Source organism: Agarivorans aestuarii (assembly GCF_019670125.1).
In the GTDB taxonomy this organism is placed as follows: domain Bacteria; phylum Pseudomonadota; class Gammaproteobacteria; order Enterobacterales; family Celerinatantimonadaceae; genus Agarivorans; species Agarivorans aestuarii.
In genome coordinates this window covers 1,854,879-1,877,564 of record NZ_AP023033.1, presented here as the reverse complement: position 1 = coordinate 1,877,564, position 22,686 = coordinate 1,854,879, and the positions used below count along the sequence as shown (strand labels likewise).

Annotated in this window: 21 protein-coding genes and 1 pseudogene; 6 read left to right on the top strand and 16 right to left on the bottom strand. The window is 43.9% G+C overall.

Annotated features, from left to right (window positions below; translation table 11 throughout):
* Positions 1-85: 85 nt before the first annotated feature.
* The gene (locus K5609_RS08780) at positions 86-1,015 is read right to left on the bottom strand and encodes a sensor domain-containing diguanylate cyclase (protein WP_221076827.1); all 930 of its coding nucleotides are present in this window, start codon (positions 1,013-1,015) and stop codon (positions 86-88) included.
* Between the two features lie 523 nt (positions 1,016-1,538).
* Here K5609_RS08780 and K5609_RS08775 point away from each other — a divergent pair.
* The 3 genes and pseudogenes from K5609_RS08775 to K5609_RS08765 form a co-directional block, all read left to right on the top strand.
* A pseudogene (locus K5609_RS08775) lies at positions 1,539-1,628 on the top strand (methyl-accepting chemotaxis protein); the annotation flags it as partial.
* Between the two features lie 164 nt (positions 1,629-1,792).
* Positions 1,793-2,425: a hypothetical protein gene (locus K5609_RS08770; protein ID WP_221076826.1), complete on the top strand. Its 633-nt coding sequence runs from the start codon at positions 1,793-1,795 to the stop codon at positions 2,423-2,425.
* Positions 2,426-2,428: 3 nt separating this feature from the next.
* Positions 2,429-2,698, top strand: a complete 270-nt coding sequence (locus K5609_RS08765; RefSeq protein ID WP_221076825.1) for a hypothetical protein — start codon at positions 2,429-2,431, stop codon at positions 2,696-2,698.
* Between the two features lie 5 nt (positions 2,699-2,703).
* Here the strand turns inward: K5609_RS08765 and K5609_RS08760 are convergent, their stop codons facing one another.
* A complete protein-coding gene (locus K5609_RS08760; protein ID WP_221076824.1) occupies positions 2,704-3,540 on the bottom strand; it encodes an alpha/beta fold hydrolase in 837 nt (278 codons plus the stop codon).
* Between the two features lie 234 nt (positions 3,541-3,774).
* Here K5609_RS08760 and K5609_RS08755 point away from each other — a divergent pair, with 234 nt between their 5' ends.
* Positions 3,775-4,188 carry an RNA-binding S4 domain-containing protein gene (locus K5609_RS08755; RefSeq protein ID WP_246611965.1) on the top strand — a complete coding sequence of 138 codons (414 nt, stop codon included), beginning with the start codon at positions 3,775-3,777 and terminating at the stop codon, positions 4,186-4,188.
* 104 nt (positions 4,189-4,292) lie between these two features.
* Here K5609_RS08755 and fusA read toward each other — a convergent pair whose 3' ends face one another.
* Entirely contained in the window at positions 4,293-6,377 is a 2,085-nt protein-coding gene (gene fusA / locus K5609_RS08750; protein ID WP_221076822.1) for an elongation factor G, read from the bottom strand.
* Between the two features lie 311 nt (positions 6,378-6,688).
* Positions 6,689-7,030, bottom strand: a complete 342-nt coding sequence (locus K5609_RS08745; protein ID WP_163132844.1) for a YajD family HNH nuclease — start codon at positions 7,028-7,030, stop codon at positions 6,689-6,691.
* A 158-nt stretch (positions 7,031-7,188) separates the two neighbouring features.
* On the opposite strand from K5609_RS08745, the gene K5609_RS08740 reads away from it, so the two are divergent.
* Positions 7,189-7,794, top strand: a complete 606-nt coding sequence (locus K5609_RS08740; RefSeq protein WP_221076821.1) for a hypothetical protein — start codon at positions 7,189-7,191, stop codon at positions 7,792-7,794.
* 16 nt (positions 7,795-7,810) lie between these two features.
* Here the strand turns inward: K5609_RS08740 and K5609_RS08735 are convergent, their stop codons facing one another.
* The 6 genes from K5609_RS08735 to K5609_RS08710 form a co-directional block, all read right to left on the bottom strand.
* Positions 7,811-8,989: a glycosyltransferase gene (locus tag K5609_RS08735; RefSeq protein WP_221076820.1), complete on the bottom strand. Its 1,179-nt coding sequence runs from the start codon at positions 8,987-8,989 to the stop codon at positions 7,811-7,813.
* Between the two features lies 1 nt (position 8,990).
* Positions 8,991-9,710 (bottom strand): acyltransferase, encoded by a 720-nt coding sequence (locus K5609_RS08730; RefSeq protein ID WP_221076819.1) that lies wholly within the window; start codon positions 9,708-9,710, stop codon positions 8,991-8,993.
* A 141-nt stretch (positions 9,711-9,851) separates the two neighbouring features.
* Positions 9,852-11,273, bottom strand: a complete 1,422-nt coding sequence (locus K5609_RS08725) for a lipopolysaccharide biosynthesis protein (protein WP_221076818.1) — start codon at positions 11,271-11,273, stop codon at positions 9,852-9,854.
* Complete coding sequence (locus tag K5609_RS08720) at positions 11,260-12,225, bottom strand: glycosyltransferase family 2 protein (protein ID WP_221076817.1); 966 nt, start codon at positions 12,223-12,225, stop codon at positions 11,260-11,262. Before K5609_RS08720 ends, K5609_RS08725 begins: the two co-directional genes overlap by 14 nt.
* The gene (locus K5609_RS08715) at positions 12,225-13,229 is read right to left on the bottom strand and encodes a glycosyltransferase family 2 protein (RefSeq protein ID WP_221076816.1); all 1,005 of its coding nucleotides are present in this window, start codon (positions 13,227-13,229) and stop codon (positions 12,225-12,227) included. The genes K5609_RS08720 and K5609_RS08715 overlap by 1 nt, the downstream gene beginning before the upstream one ends.
* Before the next feature lie 149 nt (positions 13,230-13,378).
* Positions 13,379-14,773: an O-antigen ligase family protein gene (locus K5609_RS08710; protein WP_221076815.1), complete on the bottom strand. Its 1,395-nt coding sequence runs from the start codon at positions 14,771-14,773 to the stop codon at positions 13,379-13,381.
* A 53-nt stretch (positions 14,774-14,826) separates the two neighbouring features.
* Here K5609_RS08710 and K5609_RS08705 point away from each other — a divergent pair, with 53 nt between their 5' ends.
* Positions 14,827-15,798, top strand: a complete 972-nt coding sequence (locus K5609_RS08705) for a glycosyltransferase family 2 protein (protein ID WP_221076814.1) — start codon at positions 14,827-14,829, stop codon at positions 15,796-15,798.
* Between the two features lie 64 nt (positions 15,799-15,862).
* Here the strand turns inward: K5609_RS08705 and K5609_RS08700 are convergent, their stop codons facing one another.
* The 6 genes from K5609_RS08700 to K5609_RS08675 all read right to left on the bottom strand — a co-directional run bounded on the left by K5609_RS08700 (position 15,863) and on the right by K5609_RS08675 (position 22,141).
* Positions 15,863-16,396 (bottom strand): cysteine hydrolase family protein, encoded by a 534-nt coding sequence (locus K5609_RS08700; protein ID WP_221076813.1) that lies wholly within the window; start codon positions 16,394-16,396, stop codon positions 15,863-15,865.
* 70 nt (positions 16,397-16,466) lie between these two features.
* Positions 16,467-16,961: a P-loop nucleotide/nucleoside kinase family protein gene (locus tag K5609_RS08695; RefSeq protein WP_221076812.1), complete on the bottom strand. Its 495-nt coding sequence runs from the start codon at positions 16,959-16,961 to the stop codon at positions 16,467-16,469.
* A 462-nt stretch (positions 16,962-17,423) separates the two neighbouring features.
* Positions 17,424-18,806 carry an ABC transporter ATP-binding protein gene (locus K5609_RS08690; RefSeq protein ID WP_221076811.1) on the bottom strand — a complete coding sequence of 461 codons (1,383 nt, stop codon included), beginning with the start codon at positions 18,804-18,806 and terminating at the stop codon, positions 17,424-17,426.
* Complete coding sequence (locus K5609_RS08685) at positions 18,781-19,590, bottom strand: ABC transporter permease (RefSeq protein ID WP_221076810.1); 810 nt, start codon at positions 19,588-19,590, stop codon at positions 18,781-18,783. Before K5609_RS08685 ends, K5609_RS08690 begins: the two co-directional genes overlap by 26 nt.
* Positions 19,587-20,540: an ABC transporter permease gene (locus K5609_RS08680; RefSeq protein WP_016400548.1), complete on the bottom strand. Its 954-nt coding sequence runs from the start codon at positions 20,538-20,540 to the stop codon at positions 19,587-19,589. The genes K5609_RS08685 and K5609_RS08680 overlap by 4 nt, the downstream gene beginning before the upstream one ends.
* Before the next feature lie 11 nt (positions 20,541-20,551).
* A complete protein-coding gene (locus K5609_RS08675) occupies positions 20,552-22,141 on the bottom strand; it encodes an ABC transporter substrate-binding protein (protein ID WP_221076809.1) in 1,590 nt (529 codons plus the stop codon).
* Between the last annotated feature and the right edge of the window lie 545 nt (positions 22,142-22,686).

The following is a 22,686-nucleotide window of genomic DNA, read 5'->3' as shown; positions in this document are numbered from 1 at the left end:
TTTATCTCATAGAAAACAGGCGAGGTAAACTACAAACTGATCTTAGGTATTCGTCTTAGGATTAACTAAATCTCTGATTTATAGCTTAAATACTAAATTCTTCTAGGAACTGAACAGCTTGATTTCGTCCAGTTTTCTTGGCGTGATATAAAGCATCGTCGGCGCGCTGTAATACACTATCGCAATTGCTGTCGGTCACTTCTATGCTACTCACTCCTAAACTAACCGTAACATCAACCTGATGATTTAGTGTGGTGAAGGTGTATTCTTCAATCGCTATTCTTATCCGCTCGGCGCTGCGTAGAGCTTCTGATGTTTTAGTATTGGGAAGTAAAATGGCAAACTCTTCACCGCCCATTCGCGCGCAAATATCCACCTCACGGAGTTGGGTACAAATCTGCTGATACACTTGCTTAAGCACTCTGTCACCACATGGATGACCATATTGATCGTTGATTCTCTTAAAGTTATCAATGTCTAACATGATTAAGCTGCAATCAAGAAAGTGACGGTGAAAGGTTTGGTAATGATTCGCTAAACTTTCAAAGAAACGACGGCGGTTAAACGCACCGGTTAACTCATCGGTTTCACTAAGTCTCCGCAGTTGTTGCTCCAGCTTGTAGCGTTCATTAATATTACGCGCCGCCCAGACCACTGCTCGCTGACCATCAATAAAAGAGTTTAAGGGTAGAATGCGAGCTTCAAACCAATGCTCTCTTTCTAGTTTGGCGCTTTCACAGTTGGGTAAACGAATATCGTCTGGTGAAATGGCGTACTCCGAAACACGCAAGCGCTGCTCAAAAATACTATTGCGGATTTGTTGTAAGAACCATTTAGCTTTTTCTTCGCTAAATACATCAGATACAAAGCGACCGGTTAATAAGCGGCTGCTTGAGAAATCATGGGTTTCTTGGTCGCCCAAATGCGCAATACAATAGCCGTCTTCAGTAAACACCAAAGTGGAATCGGGAAAAGCAGCAACAATCTCCAACAGTTGTGGAGTGGATAAATGCATATAATAAGCCTTAACTAACTGTAAAACAGAAACGACAAGGTTTAGTTACACAAACTACAAACAATTATTATTAGAATTATTAAGCTAAACGAAATTTGAGTTATAGCTGAAGCTATAGACTACTCTGACCACTTACAAGTAAATTTGACTCACATCAATTTACAAAATGAATAGCAACTAAATCTAATGCTGAAAGAATCGAAAGGATAATTGCCTAGCTGATTCACTACTTATGAATTCTGCTGCTATTACTTCAGAACGACTAACCGTAACCCGCTTCTATAATAACTACTCAAGCTCTTATTACGGTTCACACCCTCAACATAAGTGTTAGTCCAATCACATCCATGGCACGGCTATATTGTATTACCATAGCAACAAAAATATATTGCGTAATGAACGAGATTTAATTCTACTAAACGCTAAGGATGGCCCATGCAAATTTCTGTAGTGATGAGAACACTAGCCGGTTTTGCAATTCTATTTATTTTACTGATTGCGGTAGCGCTGATTGGTCAAATATGCCGCCATTGAGGCAGCAAGAGCGGACGAACAAGACCGAGGTTTTGCAGTAGTCGCCGACGAAGTGCGCAACCTAGCAAGTGGCACAAGATTGCAGAGTTAGGCCACTCAGCCCACAAAGATGCAGAGCACAATGAACAAGCGAGCGAATCATTAAAAGCCAAATCTGAGCAACAACTCGGGCAACTGGCCATTTTCAAGCTCAAAGAATACTTGCCTGCAAGCAATCAAATTGCGACCCAGTAGCATATTGTGATGAAACTAAAAGTAAATACGCTAACAAAAACCGGGCTATCTGCGGCGATGTTGGTTGTCTTAACTGCCTGTAGCTCCAGCAAACTTAACGATGATTTGCAGAGCCAAGCGCTGCATCCAGAAAACAAACAGATTTTAGCAAGCGCTAACTTGGATGCAGATGGCCCAGACTACGGACAATCCGCTTACCAGCTAATTCGTCAGCAGTTTGGCAAGAACGCCATAGAATCACCAGATCGCTTTAAAAACGACCACCAAGGTGAACTCCATTTACAAGAGTACACAGACAAGCTATACGGCCCTTTTTTTCGCTTTATTTTGCACCGAGATTTAGATGGCAATAAAGGAAAGTATATCGATAGGCAACGCAATGAAATTAAAGTCTATGGCGGCTCAGCAGACGCGCTAAAAGGCTACCAAGGCCGTCATTTCTCATACAGTTGGAAGTTTCGCGTTAGCAATGACATGCAGGTTACCAACAAGTTCACCCATTTGTTTCAACTAAAAGCCGTAGGCGGTGAAGATTCAATGCCAATTATTACGCTAACCGGAAATACTCGTAACGGTAAAGCAGGCATAGAAGTAAGACATAGTCCATTACGCCAAACTCGTATTCTAGCAAGAGCAGATTGAGACATGATTCAAGGAGAGTGGCTAGAAGCCAAGGTTCAAGCCAAATACAGCGAACTAGGTTGGTTCAGCTTAACACTCGTTCGCTTAAGCGATGGAGCAGAAATATTTAACTTTCGCGATGACAAGCTAGACATGTGGCGAGGTGTGAGCGAACAACATTTTGTTCGCCCTAAATGGGGAATCTATCGCTCACTTGTTGAAGCAAACAAACTTAAACCAAGTGTACATGCAGACTTTGCTAACTTTAGCATCAAGCAATTTGCTGCAAACTAGCGGGCTTAACCACAGTCATTTAGCTTGTTATTTACCAAGGCAAAAGTACAGCGGCTAATTAATGCAACTTGCTCAACTTGCATAAAGTGCCCCTGTTCAACTAGGCGAATAACTTTGGAGTGCTGAGTTGGTAAATATTGCTCAGCAAAATCAGCATTTTTGGGATCAACCAAATGGTCTTTGCCACCTTGTACCAACACCACAGGTATTTTAAGCGAAGCTAAACGCTCGGCCGAATCAGCTAAGCCATCTTGCAGGGCAAACATATCCAAATTAGCTTGGTTTAGTTGTTTCCCCAAATCAGATAAAGACAATAAAAAGTGCCCTACACCACTTCTAGCAAACTTGTTATACCAACGCGCTTGAGTAAGCTGTTTACTCATTCCACCAGCCAACAATAACAAACCATCAACTTGCTGGGGGTTATGCTCGGCAATAATAGGCGCTAAGGACGCGCCCCAAGAATGCCCTACAAGAATTAGCGGCAGCTCAGGGTACTTTTGCTTTAAGTGTTGAATGAGAGGTGAAATCAGCTTCGCTTGAGTCAGCATGTTAGCAACGGATTTAGCTTGGTCTTGATATTGCGACAATCCCCAGCCAGGTCTATCAAAACTAACCACACGTATTTTACTAGTTAAAGAAGGCTCAGTAATTAAATAAGCACTGTCTTGCCAAGAGCCAGGCGTACCGTGGATCCACACCATCACTGCTTGATCTGCACGCCCATTAGCATGTACGTTCAAAGTAAAATTATCCGCAGTAAGTTGATAGTGTTCGATATCGGGATTAGTTAACAAATCACTTTGAATAAACTGCTGTTGTTGCTTTATCGCACTAGGCATTGGGCTACAGGCTAGCAATGTGCAGAGCCCTGTCAATAGACACAAACACAACACCACTCTTTTCATTAAGAAGCTAAAATCCATAATCAGGCAACACCAAAGCAATAAACAGTCACTAAAACACTAGAAAGTGAAACCACCAAGTAAATTTCACATTCGATTACACTAGCTCAAACTTGACCCATTCCCAGCACATCGCCATAATCTGGGCTCTTCCTCCCCATGGCATTAAAAATGACTAACCCAGAAGAAATTGAAGTAGAAGCCACCGAAGTATATGTGGATGAACAGCCTATCGAGCTTTACAAAGTATTAAAGATAGGCAATTTGGTGAATGGCGGCGGCGAAGCAAAAATGGCTATAGCAGAAGGTTATGTTGGGCTTAACGGTGAACTCGAGCAGCGTAAACGCAAGAAGGTGTATGCTGATGACATCATCGAGTTTAACGGTCAGTTTTTATATGTTGTTTGTGATCAGCCAATTACTGAGCCAGAGCCTAAAAGCGTAGCGAAGAAAGGTTCAAACATGCAGAAAAACAAGGGAAATAAAGCAAGCAAACCTAGCCAAAAACTAACAGCTGCCAAGCAGCCTAACGAAAAGCAAGCTCAACGAAATGCCAAAACAGGTCGCCACTCAATCAAGTTCTAGTAGCTAAGTGCCTAGAAATTAAAAGGCAGCCAAAGGCTGCTTTTTAATAAACACAAACATAAAAAAAGCCGCTCAATGAGCGGCTTTTTTACTAAGCAGTAAGCTTACTTCTTAGCTTGACGTTCTTTTTCTTCTGCGATTACCGCTTCAGCCACATTTTGTGGAGTAGCAGCGTAGTGCGAGAATTCCATAGAGAACTGACCACGACCAGAAGTCATAGTACGTAGAGAACCGATGTAACCAAACATTTCTGCTAGCGGTACGTCTGCTTTAATACGTACGCCAGTTACGCCAGCTTCTTGGTCTTTAATCATGCCGCGACGACGGTTCAAGTCACCAATAACATCACCAACGTGATCTTCTGGAGAGAATACGTCAACTTTCATGATTGGCTCAAGAAGTTGTGGACCCGCTTTTGGTACAGATTGGCGGTAAGCGCCTTTAGCTGCAATTTCAAAAGCAATTGCTGATGAATCCACTGCGTGGAAAGCACCATCATATAGCTCTACTTCCATATCTAGAAGTGGGAAGCCAGCTAGCGGACCAGTTTCCATCATTACTTGGAAACCTTTTTGTACTGCAGGCCAGAATTCTTTAGGTACGTTACCACCAACAACCGAAGAGGTGAAAGTGAAACCAGAACCCACTTCACCAGGCTTAATACGGTAATCAATTTTACCGAATTGACCAGAACCACCAGACTGTTTCTTGTGCGTGTAGCTATCTTCAATTTCTTGAGTAATAGTTTCACGGTAAGCAACCTGAGGTTGACCAACAACTAGGTCTACGCCGTAAGTACGCTTCAAGATATCTACTTTAATATCTAAGTGAAGCTCGCCCATACCTTTAAGAATGGTTTCGCCTGAATCTTCATCAGTTTCAACTTGGAAAGATGGATCTTCTGCAACCATTTTGCCGATAGCGATACCCATTTTCTCAGAACCACCTTTATCTTTAGGTGCTACAGCAATCGAGATTACTGGAGTTGGGAATACCATAGGCTCTAGAGTACATGGGTCTTTAGGATCACATAATGTGTGACCAGTTTGTACGTTCTTCATACCTACAATCGCAATAATGTCACCAGCTTGTGCGCTAGTTAATTCATTACGGTCATCAGCTTGCATTTCAACCATACGGCCAATACGCTCTGTTTTACCAGTAAATGAGTTAAGGATGGTGTCACCCTTGTTCAATGTACCAGAGTAGATACGTACGAAGGTTAATGCACCAAAGCGGTCATCCATAATTTTGAATGCCAATGCTTTAAAGGTTTCATCAGCAGAAACGATAGCTTTTTCGCCAGTTTCTTCGCCTTCGTCATCCATAAGAGGTTGAGGATCAACTTCTGTAGGGCTAGGTAGATAATCAACAACAGCATCAAGTACTAATTGAATACCTTTGTTTTTGAATGCCGAACCACAGTAAGTTGGGAAGAAAGACATGTCACGAGTACCTTTACGGATACACGCTTTTAATTGCTCAATAGTAGGTTCTTCACCTTCCATGTAAGCCATCATTAGGTCTTCGTCTTGCTCAACAGCAGACTCAACTAGCATTTCGCGGTATTCAGCTGCTTTTTCTACCATATCCGCAGGGATATCTGTAACTTCGTAGTTCTCAGGAAGACCAGTGTCATCCCAGATGTACGCTTTTTCAGTTAACAGGTCTACAACACCAACGAAGTCATCTTCGATACCGATAGGTAGAACCATTACTAGAGGGTTAGCAGCTAGTACGTCTTGAGTTTGCTTAACAACACGGTAGAAGTCAGCACCCATACGGTCTAGTTTGTTTACGAAGATGATACGTGCAACTTCTGATTCGTTAGCGTAACGCCAGTTAGTTTCTGACTGAGGTTCAACACCACCAGAACCACAGAATACACCGATACCGCCATCAAGTACTTTAAGTGAACGGTAAACTTCAACGGTGAAGTCAACGTGTCCAGGAGTATCAATAACGTTGAAGCGGTGGTCATCCCAGAAACAGCTTACTGCTGCAGACTGAATAGTAATACCACGCTCAGCTTCCTGTTCCATGAAGTCAGTAGTAGACTCACCGTCATGTACTTCACCAGTTTTGTGGATCTGACCAGTAAGTTTTAGGATACGCTCAGTTGTGGTAGTTTTACCTGCATCAACGTGAGCAAAAATACCAATATTTCTATATTTTGATAAATCAGCCATTGTTCAACTCTAATTCAATTGTTTTTCAAATTCGCGGGGAGTATACCACTACTGTCGCACAAGGCGAGAGGGTGAACTGTATTTGAGCGATTTATTGCGAAATTTCTTTAAAAAAGTGTCTTAAATTAGTGTCAACAAATAGCCGCAAGCCAGTTAGTCTCGGGTTTTCACTTAAATTCGTATCTTCTTGTCAGTCAATAAAAAAAGTATAACTCCCCTACCCAATAATCAGCATAGTTGGCTTAAACGTTAGCGCAACTGCATTATTGTAGATATTACCGCCAGTTTGAATAGCGGCAACAAAGCTAGAATTATTTCTTTTTGTCCATCATAGCCTTAAGGTCGGCAAATGGGTTGGAAGTTGCTAAATCTTGCTTTAAGTCACTGCCAGCCTCTACCGTTGAGCCATACTGAGCGGCCTCAGTATATTTAGAATGCTCATGATCATGGCAATACAAGCACAATAACTCCCAATTTGAGCCATCATTTGGGTTATTAGTATGATCATGGTCGATATGGTGCACCGTTAGCTCTCGCAAATTAGAATAAGGGAACTCTCGAGCACAACGCCCACATACCCAGGGAAACAGTTTTAGTGCTTTCTCTCGGTAGCCTTGTTCAAGGCTTGCATAGTTATTTGGAATATTAGCCATTCTCTTCTCCAGCTATTTTTGCCGAACACTATAACATCAGCACCAATAAACACGTAACTCAACGGCATTGATTCGCTAATATATAGAAACTTGGGTAAGCGCTTTTAAATTTCTCGAAAATAATCCACACTAAGCTTAGTTGCGCTAAGGTAACAGCCATGGAAAAACCGTTAACTCAAGTACACTGTAATCGTTGTGAATACAGCACCACCACCGACAAAGTAAACGGGTGGCGGGTATTTTTGTATAACGGTTTGGAGCTGCCACTGCGCAGAACCTTGGGTTGGTGCAAACAATGTGAAGCGCTAGTAACTGCCGAAGAGTTTAGAGATATAAACCTCATAATCAAAGAAATGGGCGAACTGGTTAGGCAGGTATCAGCCTTAGAGAAAACCCTAAAAACTAACTACTGGCAACGGCTACTTAATCGCAAGCTTCGCAGAGTGCGCCGTCGCTCTGTAGAAAACTTACTAACCCTAGGCGCAGAACTTGATGTTGCCAGACAACGGGCTAACCAAGCCAAATGTGTTTGCTGTGGTTCCTTAGATGTCGCTGTTATCAACTCCTCATTAAACATCATTGGTCAGTTTTGGCAGCATAATAAAGATAGTGAAGTTGCTACGGGATTAACCCATCCACAGTGTGGTGGCGAATTTATTGCCCGCCACTACTTAAAAGAGAAACCGGAAAGTATCAGCAAAACTTCCCCAGAAGAACTACTAGATAACAACAAGCCCGAGCAAAATCATCAAAGTGTTGCCTAAGGCAACACTTTATCTCTTAACAAGACAACAATTGATGCACCTGCTTAGCTCGCTCGCCCCAGCTTTCTGAACGCACACTCATTCGTTGAAAAGAAGTTCTGCGCTGTTGCAATGCCGAAGGTGTATCTAAGCTGTCTTGCAGCGCTTGAACCATTTGAAACGGCTCTTCAACTTGCGTAACCATGCCTGCGTAAGGTTTAAGCGCAGGGAAAGGCGTGCTTACAATGGGGCGCCCCGCGGCCAAATACTCACGTAACTTAAGTGGGTCACAAGAAGCTATTTGCTTACAGCTTTTAAACGGTAACCAAGATACCTGCCAATGCTGTACATAACGGGGTAGCTCACTATGTGCAACTGCCGGGTACACTTCTATATTGTCTACTTGTTTAAAAGCAGAAATATCGGTTTGCACTTGGCCAATAAATACAAACCGCCATTCGGGTAAAGCCTTAGCGACTTTAACGATTAAAGGGATATCTAACCAAGCTGCTATAGAGCCATAAAAACCAGCCACCGGACCGCCTTGTAAAATAGATGGTGCTGGACTCGAAGGGCGAACAAACAAGTTATAGTCTACCCCGTGTGGTAAAATTCGGGTTTTCAAAGCTAGATGCGGGTGCTTAGAGAACTTACGTAACAGCATGTCACTAGCCACTAGCACGTGGTCAGCCTTTTCAACTAACTGCTTTTCACACTCAGTAACATGTTGGTGGTCTACGCCAGCTAGTGCATTAAAATCATCGCCACAGTAATAAATGACCTGCCGCTCGTTTAGGTGGCCCAACATATCTACTGCTGTAGGCAAGGCAATCCAAAGATCAGGGTTTACTAACTTAAGGCGCTTAACCTGTTTATTTACCTGAGCTTTTAACAAGCAGCGGTTAAGCCAGCGAAACAAACGACTGCGTGGCGCAGGCAAGGCTATGGGCGACAATACATGAATATTGGCCGGCTTTTTAGCTGATACTTTTTCTGCAAAGTCTTGAGCAATCGCGTTAGCTTTGGTCGCTCCAAACATCGACTTCATTTTTTCTAGTACTCTTTTAGCATCTCGCAGGCTCAAGCGTGGCCTACGTAAACCAATAGAATTAATCCAAAGAATGCGGTGGTTTTTAGCCAATTCGGTTATCACGTGTTGGCTGCTACTTGGGTGGCGTTGCCAATCTTCACCAAATACTATGAGATCGTGTTTCATACTATTTCTCCTCAATCGATTTAATGACTTTGGCAGGTACACCCGCAGCCAATACACCTGCGGGTAAGCTTTTAGTCACAATGCTGCCGGCAGCAACAACGGTGCCTTTACCAATAGTTACCCCGGCCATTACCGACACGCCCGTAGCTAGCCACACATCATCTTCAAGAACTATGTCGCCCACTTGCTCATCAAGTTCGGGCAGCCCAGCTGCGCGCTGCTCTGCATTTAGAGGGTGGCCTGGATAGCCAGCCATGAAACAACGCCCAGCAATACGCACGTTGTTACCAAGTTTTACGGTGCGGCCTACCGCGATGGTGGTTTGCCAGCCTACATCCACGTTATCGCCAATCTTTAATAACGCGGGCTCAGCTGCACTGCTTCGTCCACTAAAGGTGGTCACCCCAGAAATTCGGCAGCGATTGCCTAATTCAATATTTAGGCCTTCACTAATAAGTGGCATTCCACCGTATAGATACAAGGCCTGAGAAGGGCCGCTGGTTTTACTTCTAAACAAAGGCGTCCACCACAATATGCGCAGCACACTGCTTAAGGCATTAGATAAACTGGTTTGAAGGCGATAAAGCACCGAGAACAACAATGGCACTTTAGGTAGCTGACATAACCTTAGCGCCTTTAAAAACCTAAATAGTTTTTTTGCTACGGCAGAGTCACTACTTTTTAGCCAATGCTTAGTATGATGAAAAAACATGCTGCTCATATAATTCCCCTATAACTGGTAGATATGTTGTCTTAAGCTGTAGGTAGCAGCATTTATGCCAATAAACTAAAGTCAATTTATTCAATAACTTACAAAGAAAAACAAAGAGCGAATTGCAGTTTGCAATTCGCTCTTTGAGGCTCAAGCATAAGCCTTCTTAAAATGCATTTTGGGCTTTACCAATGGCATTGCCCACAGCAACAACCAGCTTAAGCCAATGGCCGGTAATAAAGAGGTCCAGATAGAAGATGCCATAAACGGAACGATTAGAAGCAAACCTAAAGGAGGGAGTAAAGCGCTGAGCAGCACAGCTACTTTATAAGGCAAGGCCTGTAGGCGTAAGCTCAGTGCGGTGAATAGTATAAAGCGCAGGGCAAATACACTGTTAGTGGCCACAATCAGCCCCCAAACGCCCCAGCTTGGAATGAGTAAGTAATACAGTCCAACAGCCAATAACGCAGACAAGGCGTTTATTCGGGGAAGCCAAACTGGGCTATTAGGTAAATAGCAGCCTATGTCGGTTACCGCTGTAGCTAACTTAAAACCTAAAGCCAGCAACATTAACGGCAACCATTCAATGCCAACTAAGTATTCTATTGGCAGCACCCACTTAAGCACTATGGGTGCAAACAAAGCGGCAGACAAAATCAATAACATCACCGCCAACAGCAAACGCTGATGAATCACACTCACTTCATTCGCCCCATTGCTTTGCTGCAACACCGTAAACCGGCGCGGTAACCACCAACTTTCTAGCACACCAAAAGCCATGGCGGTGGCCTCTACCACTTTAATCATAATGGCGTACTGGGCTAATGTTTCTGCGCCTAACCACTCGGCCAGTAGCAACCGATCTAAACCATGCATAATGAATAGCGCAAGTGAGGCTCCAATTAAACAGCGCTGATAGCTTAAGGTTAACTTGGCCAAGGTGAGATCTAGCGTTAACTTGAGCTGCTTTCGGCAAAACCACAAACCAATACTTAAACCTAAAGCATTGGCACAAACGCTAGCAACAATCACCGAATCCATTCCCCAGCCTTGCTGCAAACCAAATAAAGTCATCACTACTTGGCAACTCGCTTGCGCCACAACTAAATAAAAATAACTGTCAGCGCGGCGCTCAATACGCAGCCACATCATAATAGGCTGCAAAGAAATGGATAAAGCAATAACCGCAGAAACGCCAGCTAACTGAATAAGACTTAACTGAGAGAATACCTCTAGCGGCACTAGGGCTAGTGCTGTTCCTGCCGATACGGCTAGCACCAGTCCGTAACTCAAACTTAATAAAACAGAAGACGAAATAAGGTTCGCTTTAGCCACAGCATCTTTACACTCTGGGTAAAAGCGTGGCAAAGCCCCTGCACTTATTTCTAGCAGCGAACACAGAGAAAAAATCACTACAAGACTTTCTAACACGCCGTATTCTTGCAAACTCAAATAGCGCGTGGTGACTGGCAGCATCATTAAGCCAATGCCTTTTTGCAGAACCATGAGTACGCCGTATATACCCATTTCCTGCAGCGACTGGCGAGCTTGCTTAAGCTTATTCCACAGCATAATTGGCTCTCCCCGCTCGAATGCGAATTAACCAAAGTGCCCACTCTCGGCTTTGCCATTTACTAAAGCTGCTTACAAAATAATTATCTAGGGTTTGCGAGTCACTGTTGTTTAGCTGATATTTTTCGATGAGGTGCTGGGTAAAGCGCCAGTAACAGAGTAAATCGAACCAACTCACTTGAGTTCTTAACTGCAAATAAGCATGCCGACAAAGCATTTCCAAACACAGCGGCGCAGCTTTAGGCAACAACTTACTTTGCTCCATGCGCTGCATAAAATCGCCAATAGATGACATACGCGCATACAAGCGATGTTTGTCGGCACCAGCGCGTCGACAAATGCCCTGCGAATTATGCCGATAAAAGTAGTAAGCTTGCTCAATATGCACCACGGTATCTGCGAACAATTCGGCCATGTAAGAGAAAATTTCATCTTCAAATAACTCCCCTTGTGGAAATACGATTTGATGCTCAAAAATAAACTCTCGACGAAATAGCTTGTTACATACCGAAGTATTTTCGCTAATATTTTGATGGGCGTAGCACTCTACCCCGTGGGCAGAAAACTTACTAAAACCACAACTTACCCAATCTGCTTGCTGCTGGCAGGCCTCATTAAACAAATGCTGATACATGTTTTCATCTACGTAATCATCACTGTCTAGAAACCCTAGATACTGACCCTTAGCGTGGCTCATTCCAATGTTTCGCGCTTGAGCTAAACCTACATTTTTATCTAGCTTAACAATGCGAATTGCCAACCTGGATTGCTGAGCAAAACGCGTCGCTAATTGATAAGCCTTATCCGGTGAAGCATCAATTACCACAATAACTTCCAGTGAACTTAGTTGCTGGTTTTCTAGGCTAGTTAAACATTCCCACAAATATTGCTCGGTATTAAACACCGGAACCACCACCGACACACTGACCTGAGAAGCAAATACCCTTTTCATTATTTAGCTCCTTCACTGCTCAAGCTGGGCAATAACAGCCCTGCAGAAAACTGTTGTTTGAATTGGCGTGCCTTTACCCAATAACTCAGTAATACTATTTGTGTTGCCGAGCCCCTAAATTTTAAATAACGGCTTACTTTGTAGTCTTGAGGAACAACTTCGCAGCGCTCAAGCAAACGGTACTTGCCCACTAGATGGTCGATAAAACTAAAGAAGCCCAACAAATCAACAGCCGAAATATGATAATAAAGTGCGCTTAAAGCGTGATTAGCTAAACACTGCAGTAGCTCCGCCGCATGACCTTCAATAGCGCCCCTGCGCTCCATATCGGCTAAAAACCTGGCCAGCATCAACTGCTTATCATAGAGGTTGAATCGACCGTGGTTATCTCCACGGCACAAGCCTTCTGGGCTCATTCGGTAGTTGTAAAGCACTTGATTAACCTCTGCGACATTCTCGGTGGCAAAGCGTGCGGTATACGCAAAAGGTTCATCTTCAAAAATCACATTGCTATAAAAATTAATTTGCTTGGAAAGCAGGTAAACACGACGAAACAGCTTGTTTGTCACAAAGGTATCGTCGTAATACTCTTTGGTAGGAATGTTGTGGTATTCCACACTTGAGGCATGCGTTTCAAAAGAGCGCATTTGACAACTCACTACGTCGGCATTGGAAGTGAGCGCTTTGCAAAACATCAGTTCAAACATATTTGGCTCTGCATAATCATCACTGTCTACAAAGCCAATGTATTCACCCTGAGCCGACTGCATGGCAATGTTGCGAGCCATCGACACCCCCACATTTTTTTCCAATACAATTTTGCGAAAGCGCTCTGGATACTGAATACAAAACTCGCCAGCAATCGCTGCGCAGTTGTCTGGAGAGGCATCAATAACCACTATTACCTCAACATGTTCCAGCGTTTGCTTGGCCAGTGAGCTCAAACAACTTGCTAGGTACTGCTCAGATTTATAGACAGGAACAATAATAGATACGTTAAACATGGCAATGCCCTCTTTTGCTATTCTTCGACCCGTTATTTCGATTTCGAATTCAGGTCATAGCAACACTAGAGCAAAAGCTAGGCCACTCATTATTAGTTATTTAAATTCAATAAGATAAAAGCGGATGGGTTGTAACAACAAACGCCTATTTAGCGGCTTTTGCATTCTGCAATAGGTTGGCGAAGTAGTTGAGCAATCGCCACTACTAAGGCAGTAAAAATATAGATAGGCCAAGTAAAGCCTTGAGTAAGGAAGGTGCCCGAAACAATGGTGCCTAACAAACCCGCAAACACCCCTTCAGCGCAGGAGAACAAGCCAGCATGCTTGCTTGTGGCATGTTGTGCAAGGGTCTGTAGATTCTGATGGGCAAGCCGACAAACTTTAAATAGCAGCACGCAAAATACAATAAACCCCACAAAACCTGTTTCTGCTAACACCCCAAACCAAGTGCTATGAACAGCATGGTTTTTACCATCCCAGTGAGATGAGAAAAAATAGTAGTTAGCATAAAAGTTATCAATACCAACCCCGGTAATGGGATTATATAAAGCCATCTTAAAGGCAGCCTGCCACGCATAAATTCTGCCCATTGAAGACTCATCAATTCCCGACTCGGCCGCCCCACCAGAGCTACGCTCCGACACCCCCGCCAGAATAAATAATATCGGCAAAGCCAAGGCGCCGGCGCTAATTAGCAGCGCTTTATTTTCTACTCTTCGCCATGCTAGCACTGCACAAATGGTGGCAATGCCTAACAATCCACCTCGGCTTTGAGTTGCCAAAATGGCCAAGATAATCGCTCCAGCACATACAATGGCCAGCAAGCGAGTAAACGAAAAACCTCGCTTTAAGCTAAAGGCCAAGGCAAAACCTAAGGGAAACTGCAAGGTTAAGGCGAGGTCGTTTGGGTCTCCTAATACCGAGCCCATCGAACGGCCAATGGTTACTCGGGTGCCCTCTACCATCTCTATACCGGCGGCGGCATTTTGTAAGGCAACTGTCGCAATCATTAAGCCACAAACAAAAAAGGCAACGGCTGCTCTCTCAAAATCTTCGGGGCGACGCATTAACCAAGCAATCGCCACAGTCATTAATGCAATCTTGCTAAATACCCCATTTAAATATGCCATTGCTGTCGGTCTACTACTGGCAAATATCACCCCCACCGCACACAAAGCCACAAACAACATTAAGCAGCTTAATTCTTTACTCCAATAGATTTGCATTTTGCGAGAAATGAATAAATGCCAAGCCAAACAAGCTAAAGATGCAAGGGCCAATAATTGCGGAATGCGTAAAACATACAAGGCAGGAAAAGCTTCGTGTAAACGAAAAAATGAGAAACAAACAAAGCCAAGCACTACCCAGAACGGTTGTTTCATTACCATTACGACAAGCAAAGGAAGAACGCCTAAGGCTATTGGAATCAAGGGATTAGATAGCTTTAACCAAATTAGAGCTACCAACGCCACAACCAATAATGACCAAGCTAAAGGCTTGAGTCGCATTCCGCTATGGTCTTGATTTTTTAAGGCTGCTTTCATCTACATTACTCTCTGGCATTCAGCTTGCTTATGTAGCTGTATAAGCAAGCTGAATGCCAGCTACTATCCAGGAGATTGATATGCCTAACTTAATGAATAGCCAACCCGTATGCAGTGTAGTGATCCCTACTTACAATTGTTTAAGCTACTTAAAACAAGCCTTAGCAAGCGTTGAACAACAAAACGTAGATAAGCTGGAAGTTATTGTCGTAGACGACAACTCTAGCGATGGCACCTGGCAATGGCTGCAAAACCAACAACAAAAAACACCGTATCTACGCAGCATTAAACTCAGCGGCAAAGGCCCAGCAGTGGCTCGTAATATCGCCATTCAACAAGCTAAAGCGCCACTTATTGCTTTTTTAGATGCCGATGACGTTTGGTTGGCAGGCAAACTACAACGCCAAATCGAATTTCATCAAGCAAAACCTGAGTTAAGCTTTAGTTTTACCGATTACCGTCATGTGGGAGAAAATGGCGAAGACCGAGGCACTTGCTTCGAGTTTTGGCCAAACTACCAAGGCTTAAGCCAACAACAAAAGGGCTACCAACTTAAACCCGATGCCGCAGCAAGTTTGTTTGCAGAAAACGTGGTTGGCACCTCAACGGTAATGGCATCACGGACAGCCTTACTAAAATGCTTCGCCTTTGATGAGCAACTGCCCTCGGCAGAAGATTGGGACTTGTGGCTAAAGTTGGCATTACTAGGCCCTGTTGGCATTAGCAACCATGTTGATTGTGAATACCTAATGCGCGATGGTTCTGAAAGCAGTAAAAGTCAGCTACGCATTAAAGCCATGCACATTATCTATCAGCGCTATGCGCAAGCGGTAAAACAGCAATCACCAAAAGCTTTAGCCCAAGCCAAAGCTCGCATCGCCACCGCAGAAGCGGAGCTATACAATGAACAAAGCCTGCGACTATCAGCAATATTCTCAAGAGTTCAGGCTCTTTACTATTCCCCAAATCGCCGACGCGTTATAGAAACCCTAGCGGACACCCGTAATTTGTTAATGCTGAGATAACCTAGGGTTTTATTGTTATTAAGGCATTTAAATTAAAAACAGTTTTAAAGCGTAAACCTTGCGGTTACGGCCAAAGCTTAGCTGTCTCTATTGCTTCTATCTTTACACCAAAACTAGAGATATTAGCTAAGGTAGCGTTATGGTGGGCTCGAATCTGAGCGCCACTTGCGTGCTCTTTATCATGAGTTGTGTGGGCATCAGAGACCAACACTACCGGATAACCCAAACCAGCCGCTCTGCGAACAGTGGTATCCACACAAAACTCAGAGGCATAGCCACACACAATTAGGCTATCAACGGCAAGCTCTATCAATAACTCTTCAAGGTTGGTATTTAGAAACGAATCGGGAGTGTTTTTACGAACAAAATGGTCACCCGTTTGAGTTACTAGGCTAGACTGCAATGCCCAGCCCTCGGTTCCATACTCAATGACAGAATTGGCATGTTCGTGCTGAATAAAGATTACCGGGACAGACTTTGCGCGCGCCAAACTGGTAACTTGATTTATCTTGTTAAGTACCACTTGAGACTCATATGGTTGAGGTTCTGGGTCGAATAAAATCGACTGAACATCAATAACCAATACTGCAGATTTCATTAATATCCTCCGACTAAGCTAATGCCGTTTTAGGGGAAGCTTCACCGCGCGGCAAAACCAAAAAACCTAGTTATAAGCTCACCTTGCAGCCATGCTCTAACTCCATGTCATCAGGCACCTCGAACTTGCCTTCCATAAAGTCAAACATCATGTCGGTCACTTCAAAGGAATATACTTTAGGGTCTTTTTCCATATTGCGTTTAGCGACTCGCTGCTTACGTGTTTCCGATGTTGCTTCTATATAGTGAACTTCAGCATTTATCTTCAAAGCCTTAGCATTATTTACAAAAATGTCTCGTAGCGCTTTGGTAGTAAAACCTAAATCGAGAACAACGTTTCCGTCTAGTGCCAAAATTTGCTCACTCACTTCCCATATTTGCTGGTAGCAACGCTCTACCCGCTCCATCATCCACGAGAAATCGAGTTCCACCATATCCTTAGCAAACAGGGTCTGCATCCAAGGATCTATCGAGAATTTAACTGCGCCAATATCTTCACAAATAGAGAGAGAATAGGTTGTCTTACCTGCAGCTGTTGCGCCGCAAACTATAATTAGCCTAGCCATTTTCAACATCCTTTTTTATCTATTCTATGAGAGGAATATAAGATCAAAGAGGCAAAATTTAAACTAGCTTGTTAAGTGCAAAACAGCTAATCAGCCAATTACTTATAGTTGCCAAAAACCGTGTTCAATTGAGCCAAGTATATAAATTGCAAAGCGCGTAAGCATTACACTCAGATGCAACCTCTAGAGTTACGTTCTCAAGGTAATGTACTTTCATGCTTATCCCTTGTTATTGCTACATACTATCAGCTAAATACTAGCCTAAAGAAACTACGTTCAACACTTAAAACACATCGAGTATCTTCTGCAAACTTAGCCTCTTTCATTAGCCGATCAGGTGATTAGCTCTCTCACTTCTAGGCCAATAAAACTGGGTAACTTAATCAAGAAGCGCTAAAACGCATAAAAGCGGCCCAGCTTAGCTAAGCCGCCTTTATACGCTTACCTGTAAATTAACTCACCTTACAAGCGCACTACAGTATCGCAGCGCTTCTCAATCATGTAGGGATCGTGGCTTACTAATAACAGCGCACAACCTTGCTGTTTCGCCAAATCCACCAGTAGGTCGGTCACCTCTTTTGCAATGATCGGATCTAAGCGAGAGGTGGGTTCATCAGCAAACAAAAATACCGGATCCAGTAACAAAGCGCGCAAAATTGCAAAGCGCTGCAATTCTCCCCCTGACACTTCGGTGCTTCTGCGCGCGAGAAGCTCTGGTGCCAAGTTGAGTTTGTTCATTAAATCCGGCACACGCTGGCGCTCTAGCTTATACAGCTTGAGCAAGTCTTCCAACAATACTCCAAGTGAAACACTAGACGTAATTGCCGCAGGAGGGTCTTGGTAAAGCTTCAACCATTGATAAGGTTTGGCGTCGTTCTTTAACTTGTTTACCTGGCCATCAACCGGCTTAAGTAAACCCAGTAAAGTATCGCCTAAGGTGCTTTTGCCACAACCACTATCTCCTACCACCCCCACTACTTCGCCAGTGTGAATAGTGAAATCGATGTTCTTCGACAGCGCTGTACCATTGCGACCTATCGCTAAACGCTTAGTTTCGAGCACTGGAGTTTTAGCAATTTGGCTTTTCTCACGCTGTTGCCAGTGGCGTGGATCCGCGGCAATCAGCAATTGGGTGTAAGCGTGTTGAGGATTTTCCAATACTTGCTCAGCACTACCCCGTTCAACCACTTCCCCCTCTTTCATCACAATAATCTCACCGCCAATTTGGCGTGCAACTTCTATGTCATGAGTAATGGTAAGCAAACCACCACCCTTGGCACTGTTGATTAGCAATTGAATGATGTCGTCTCTGCGGCTTACATCAAGCCCTTTGGTTGGCTCATCGGCTAGCACCAACTTTGCTCCACCAGCTGTTGCCGCAGATACCGCTAAACGCTGCGCCATGCCACCGGATAGCTGCCCAGGGCGTTTTAAGGCGCTACTTTTCAAGCCGACTCGGTCTAAGTCCTCTATCGCGCGATTGAATGCAGTTTCTTCGTCGAGATTGTGCAAACACTCGTAAACTTCAGACACTTGCTGATAAGCTGGCATTAACGGGTCAAGTGCGCGCCAAGGCTCTTGAGGTAGCATTATCACCTGTTTTCCCCAAAGGCTAGTGAGTGACTTTTGCTCATGAACTTTACCAAATACTTCTACCTTACCTTGTTGCGATAATTCGCTAGGTAACAAACCCACAATGGCTTGAGCCAACAAGCTTTTACCCGAGCCTGTTTGGCCAAGAATAGTTAAAGGTTTGTCTTGGTATAACTGAAGCGATAAGGGTTGAAGCAACTCAAGCTCTTTGGCATTAATCGAAAGATCAGTCAGCTGAATTAAGAGATTCACGGCTCGCTCCTGCTAATAAATGAAAACCTAGTACCAATAGAGCAACCACGAGTAAGGGTTGAGCGAGTACCCAGGGTGCTTCAATGTAAAACGGAAATAGCTCCACACTCATTAAGCCCAGTTCGGCCAATGGTGGTTGAATACCTACTGCAATAAAACCAAGTGAAGCCATCATTAAAATGGCATTCGCAGCGCCAAAGGCTGCCATGGTAAATACCGACGGAGCAACTGCTGGCCAAATGTGGCGCTTAAACTGATACCACTTACCAAAACCCATCATGGCGGAAACTTGCCGCTCGGGGCTATCGACAATGGTTCGCGTAATTGCGCGGGTTACGCGATAGTACTCAACCCATTGCACCAATGAGATAGCGAGGTACATCACCAAAAATGAACCCGGCGCCAGTGCAGAAAGTAATAACACCAACACCAAACCAGGTAGCGCGAGTAGTATATTCACCACCACATCTAGAGCTTGCTCAACTCTGCCTCCCGCCCAAGCAGAACAAACGCCAAGCGTTACACCTAATACAGATGCGCTAACAACACAAAGCACGCCTAAGCTAAATGACAAGCCGATAGCACTGGCTAAACGGGTCATCATATCTCGACCAAAATGATCGGTACCCAGCCAATTGTTGGCACTTGGCAGTAATAAACGCTGTGCTAAGTTTTGCTCATCAATACTATGTGGAGACAAGCAAGCCACTAATAGCGAAAATGCCAGCAGCCCAAGCAGAATAGTTAAGCCAAGCTTTTGATTTAAATTTAATTGCTTCATCATTTCTCTAGCTGACCTCTTGGATCAATCCAGTAACACAACACATCTATCAGGCTATTTAGCAATACAAACAACACCCCCATGGTAAGGGCACAGCCTTGAATAACCGGAATATCGCGGGCAAAAATTGCGTGCGCAAGCCCGTGGCCAACACCAGGCCAAGAGAAGAGAGACTCAATCATCACTATCCCCTCAATCACGCTCACCAGTTGAATACCAATAAAAGCAACAACGGGCACAGCCATATTTCTCACACCATGGCGAAAAAAGGTTTGATTCTCGGTTAAGCCTTTTACTCGGGAGAATAGATAAAAGGGTGAGCGAAGCACCCGACCTACGCTATTGTGAACCACCCGATTTGATACCGCTGCTAAACTAATCGCTAAGGTTACACTTGGCAAAACAAGATGCTGCCAAGTACCGTAACCTGCTACCGGGAACCATTGCCACTCAATGGCGAACAGCAAAATTAGTATCAAACCCAATACAAATACTGGCATTGCCCGGGTGAAGGTAGAAAACCACACCACCAGCGAATTAATCACGCCGCCTTTTTTCTTCAATACTTCTTTAGCCGTTAAGGTACCTAAAGGCAGCGCAATCAATATCGATAAGGCAATGCCAACCCCTGCTAGCAGCAATGAATGTCCAAGTTGATGTAAAACCATTTCACTAACCGGTAATCCACTTACCAGTGAATTACCTAAGTTAAGCTGCAGTAGGTCTAACAACCAACTAACGTAGCTACTCAACCAACCTTGGTCTAAGTTTAATTCTTGGCGAACAAGTTCTGCCGCTGCTGAATCAACGTTATCCTGCCCGTAGCGACTGGCCGCAATTCTATAAGCCATGTCTCCTGGTAGGCTACGCATCAATACAAAGGTCAGCGTACCCACTCCCCAAGCAACCAAAATAAGTTGGTATAAGCGCTTTTTAGCTAGATCCCACAACATCGTTTACGTTCCTACTGTTCGAAATACATCTGATTGATGAAGTAATCACGCTCAAATGGGTCGAACTTAAAGTTCTTCACTCGTGCATTAACCGACGTATGTTGGCTATAGCTAGAAATAGGTAGCACTGGCGTATCTTGATAGATCTCTTGCGCCACCTCTTGGCTTAAGGCAAAAGACTGCTCAGCTTGGCTGGAATTTAGCAACTCAGCAATGGCAGTATCTACCTGCGGATTTACCCAGTTCATGGTTCCCCAGTCGCCACCACCGTTGGCAAAATCACTACTAATAATGGGTAAAGGGTCGGCACTAAAGCCAAAGTTGCGGGCAATAAGCGCCATTTCTAAAGAACCATCGGTATGGCCTGCTGGGATCATACTTGAGTTAGTTACATCTACTTTTAGATCTACGCCAAGTTTGGCCCACTGCGCTTGAATGGCCGTTGCTACTGTAGCCAGTTCAGGACGGTCTGCGTATGTCATCATCGTAATTTTAAATGGCTTACCATCGCGCTCTAACAATCCCGACGTACCTTTTTGCCAACCTAAACCGCTTAGTATTTGCTGCGCCTGTTCTAAGTTGTAAGGGTTATTATCAACTCCTTCAATAAACCATTGCGACATAGAGCTAGGCATAAGTTGTGCAGTTTCAGAACCTTCAGCGCCCAGTACATTTTTGCTAATGGAGGCTCTATCTAAAGCCATACTCAAGGCTTGGCGAGCTTTAACATCACTAAGGAAGGGGTGACCAGCATTTAACTTCACAAACATTGTTCGTGGGATTAGATTGCTGTGAACATCTAACTCTGTGCTTGATTCAAGTTGGATAAGCATCGCTGGGTCTAGGGTAAACACTATGTCAGCTTCGCCAGATTTAGCCTGCAAAATACGGCTTTCGGCTCGGTGACCAGTTAAGTATGTTGCAAAGCTGATTTGAGCCTTTTCTCCCCAGTACTCATCAAACTTTCTCACGGTTAATTTATGAGGCGGCGAAAAGCTTTCCATTTGGTATGGGCCACTGCCATATAGCTCTAGTACCGCACCATCTTCTTGGTAGGATTTTTCTGCCAAAATGGCATTTGAATAGTTGGTTAGCAGCGCCGCAAACGCCACATACGGTTTAGCTAACTCGATACTAATTTCATTGTCGCTAAGTGCAGAAATGTTCACTACTTCCGCTTTGCTTAAAGTACCGTGCTTACTTTGAGCAACCTTAAGAGCGTGAACAGCTACATTAGCGTCAAGCTTTGAACCATCGTGGAAGGTTACTCCATCTCTCAAAGTAAATTGCCAGTTCAGCCCATCTTCACTCACCTGCCACTGCGTTGCTAATCCTGCTGTAATAGCACCACGTTCATCCACGTTTAACAGCGTCTCTATCACTTGCATACGGGTTAATATGTAGCCCTGTTTTGAGGGATCTAAACTGGTCATTTCCCAAGGACCACTAATAGATAAAGTATTGGCTTTGCTTGGCATTAAAGATTCAGATTTTTTGGAGTCTTTGAACATTACAGCGGTAACAACAACCGCTAGTGCGAACACAACAAGCAATGTACCACGCTTAAGTTTGTTCTTGGGTTTATAAGATATTTCAGTCATAAGGGTTCCTAACGTATTCCATTTAACGCTATAAAAAAGAGATTTTGAAAAGATACTCGGTAGAAAATTTAGAATCGCAGAGGCGGAGAGCGCGTTCTTGGAAGTGCAGTAAAACAGGCGGTTTCTTCTAATGTACTAAAGCTAAGAGAGCACTTAGTAAGAGCGACTAAAGTGACTGAACTAACTGGATAGCTTATTGCATTAAGTATCGCATCATACATTTCACACTGGTGCTCTTCATGAACATGCTGCTCCACCTCCATCGCATGAACGAGCGAAAGGCTACTCAACCCCACAGGGATAATGAGCATCGCCAGTATTAGCAATTTATTAAATTGAAAGCGGCTGAAATAAAACACAGTAGCAACAGTGGGATACGAATAAATGTGATGTTATATCATTTCAATTGCAAATCACAGCCAAGATAGTAATTAACAAATAAAACGATATAGGGCCTAAGCACGCAACAAAGAAGTTTTCTAAAACAGAGCTCATGCCAAATGTAAGCAAGCCAATAAAAATTGAACAAAACCAGCCGCTAAAGG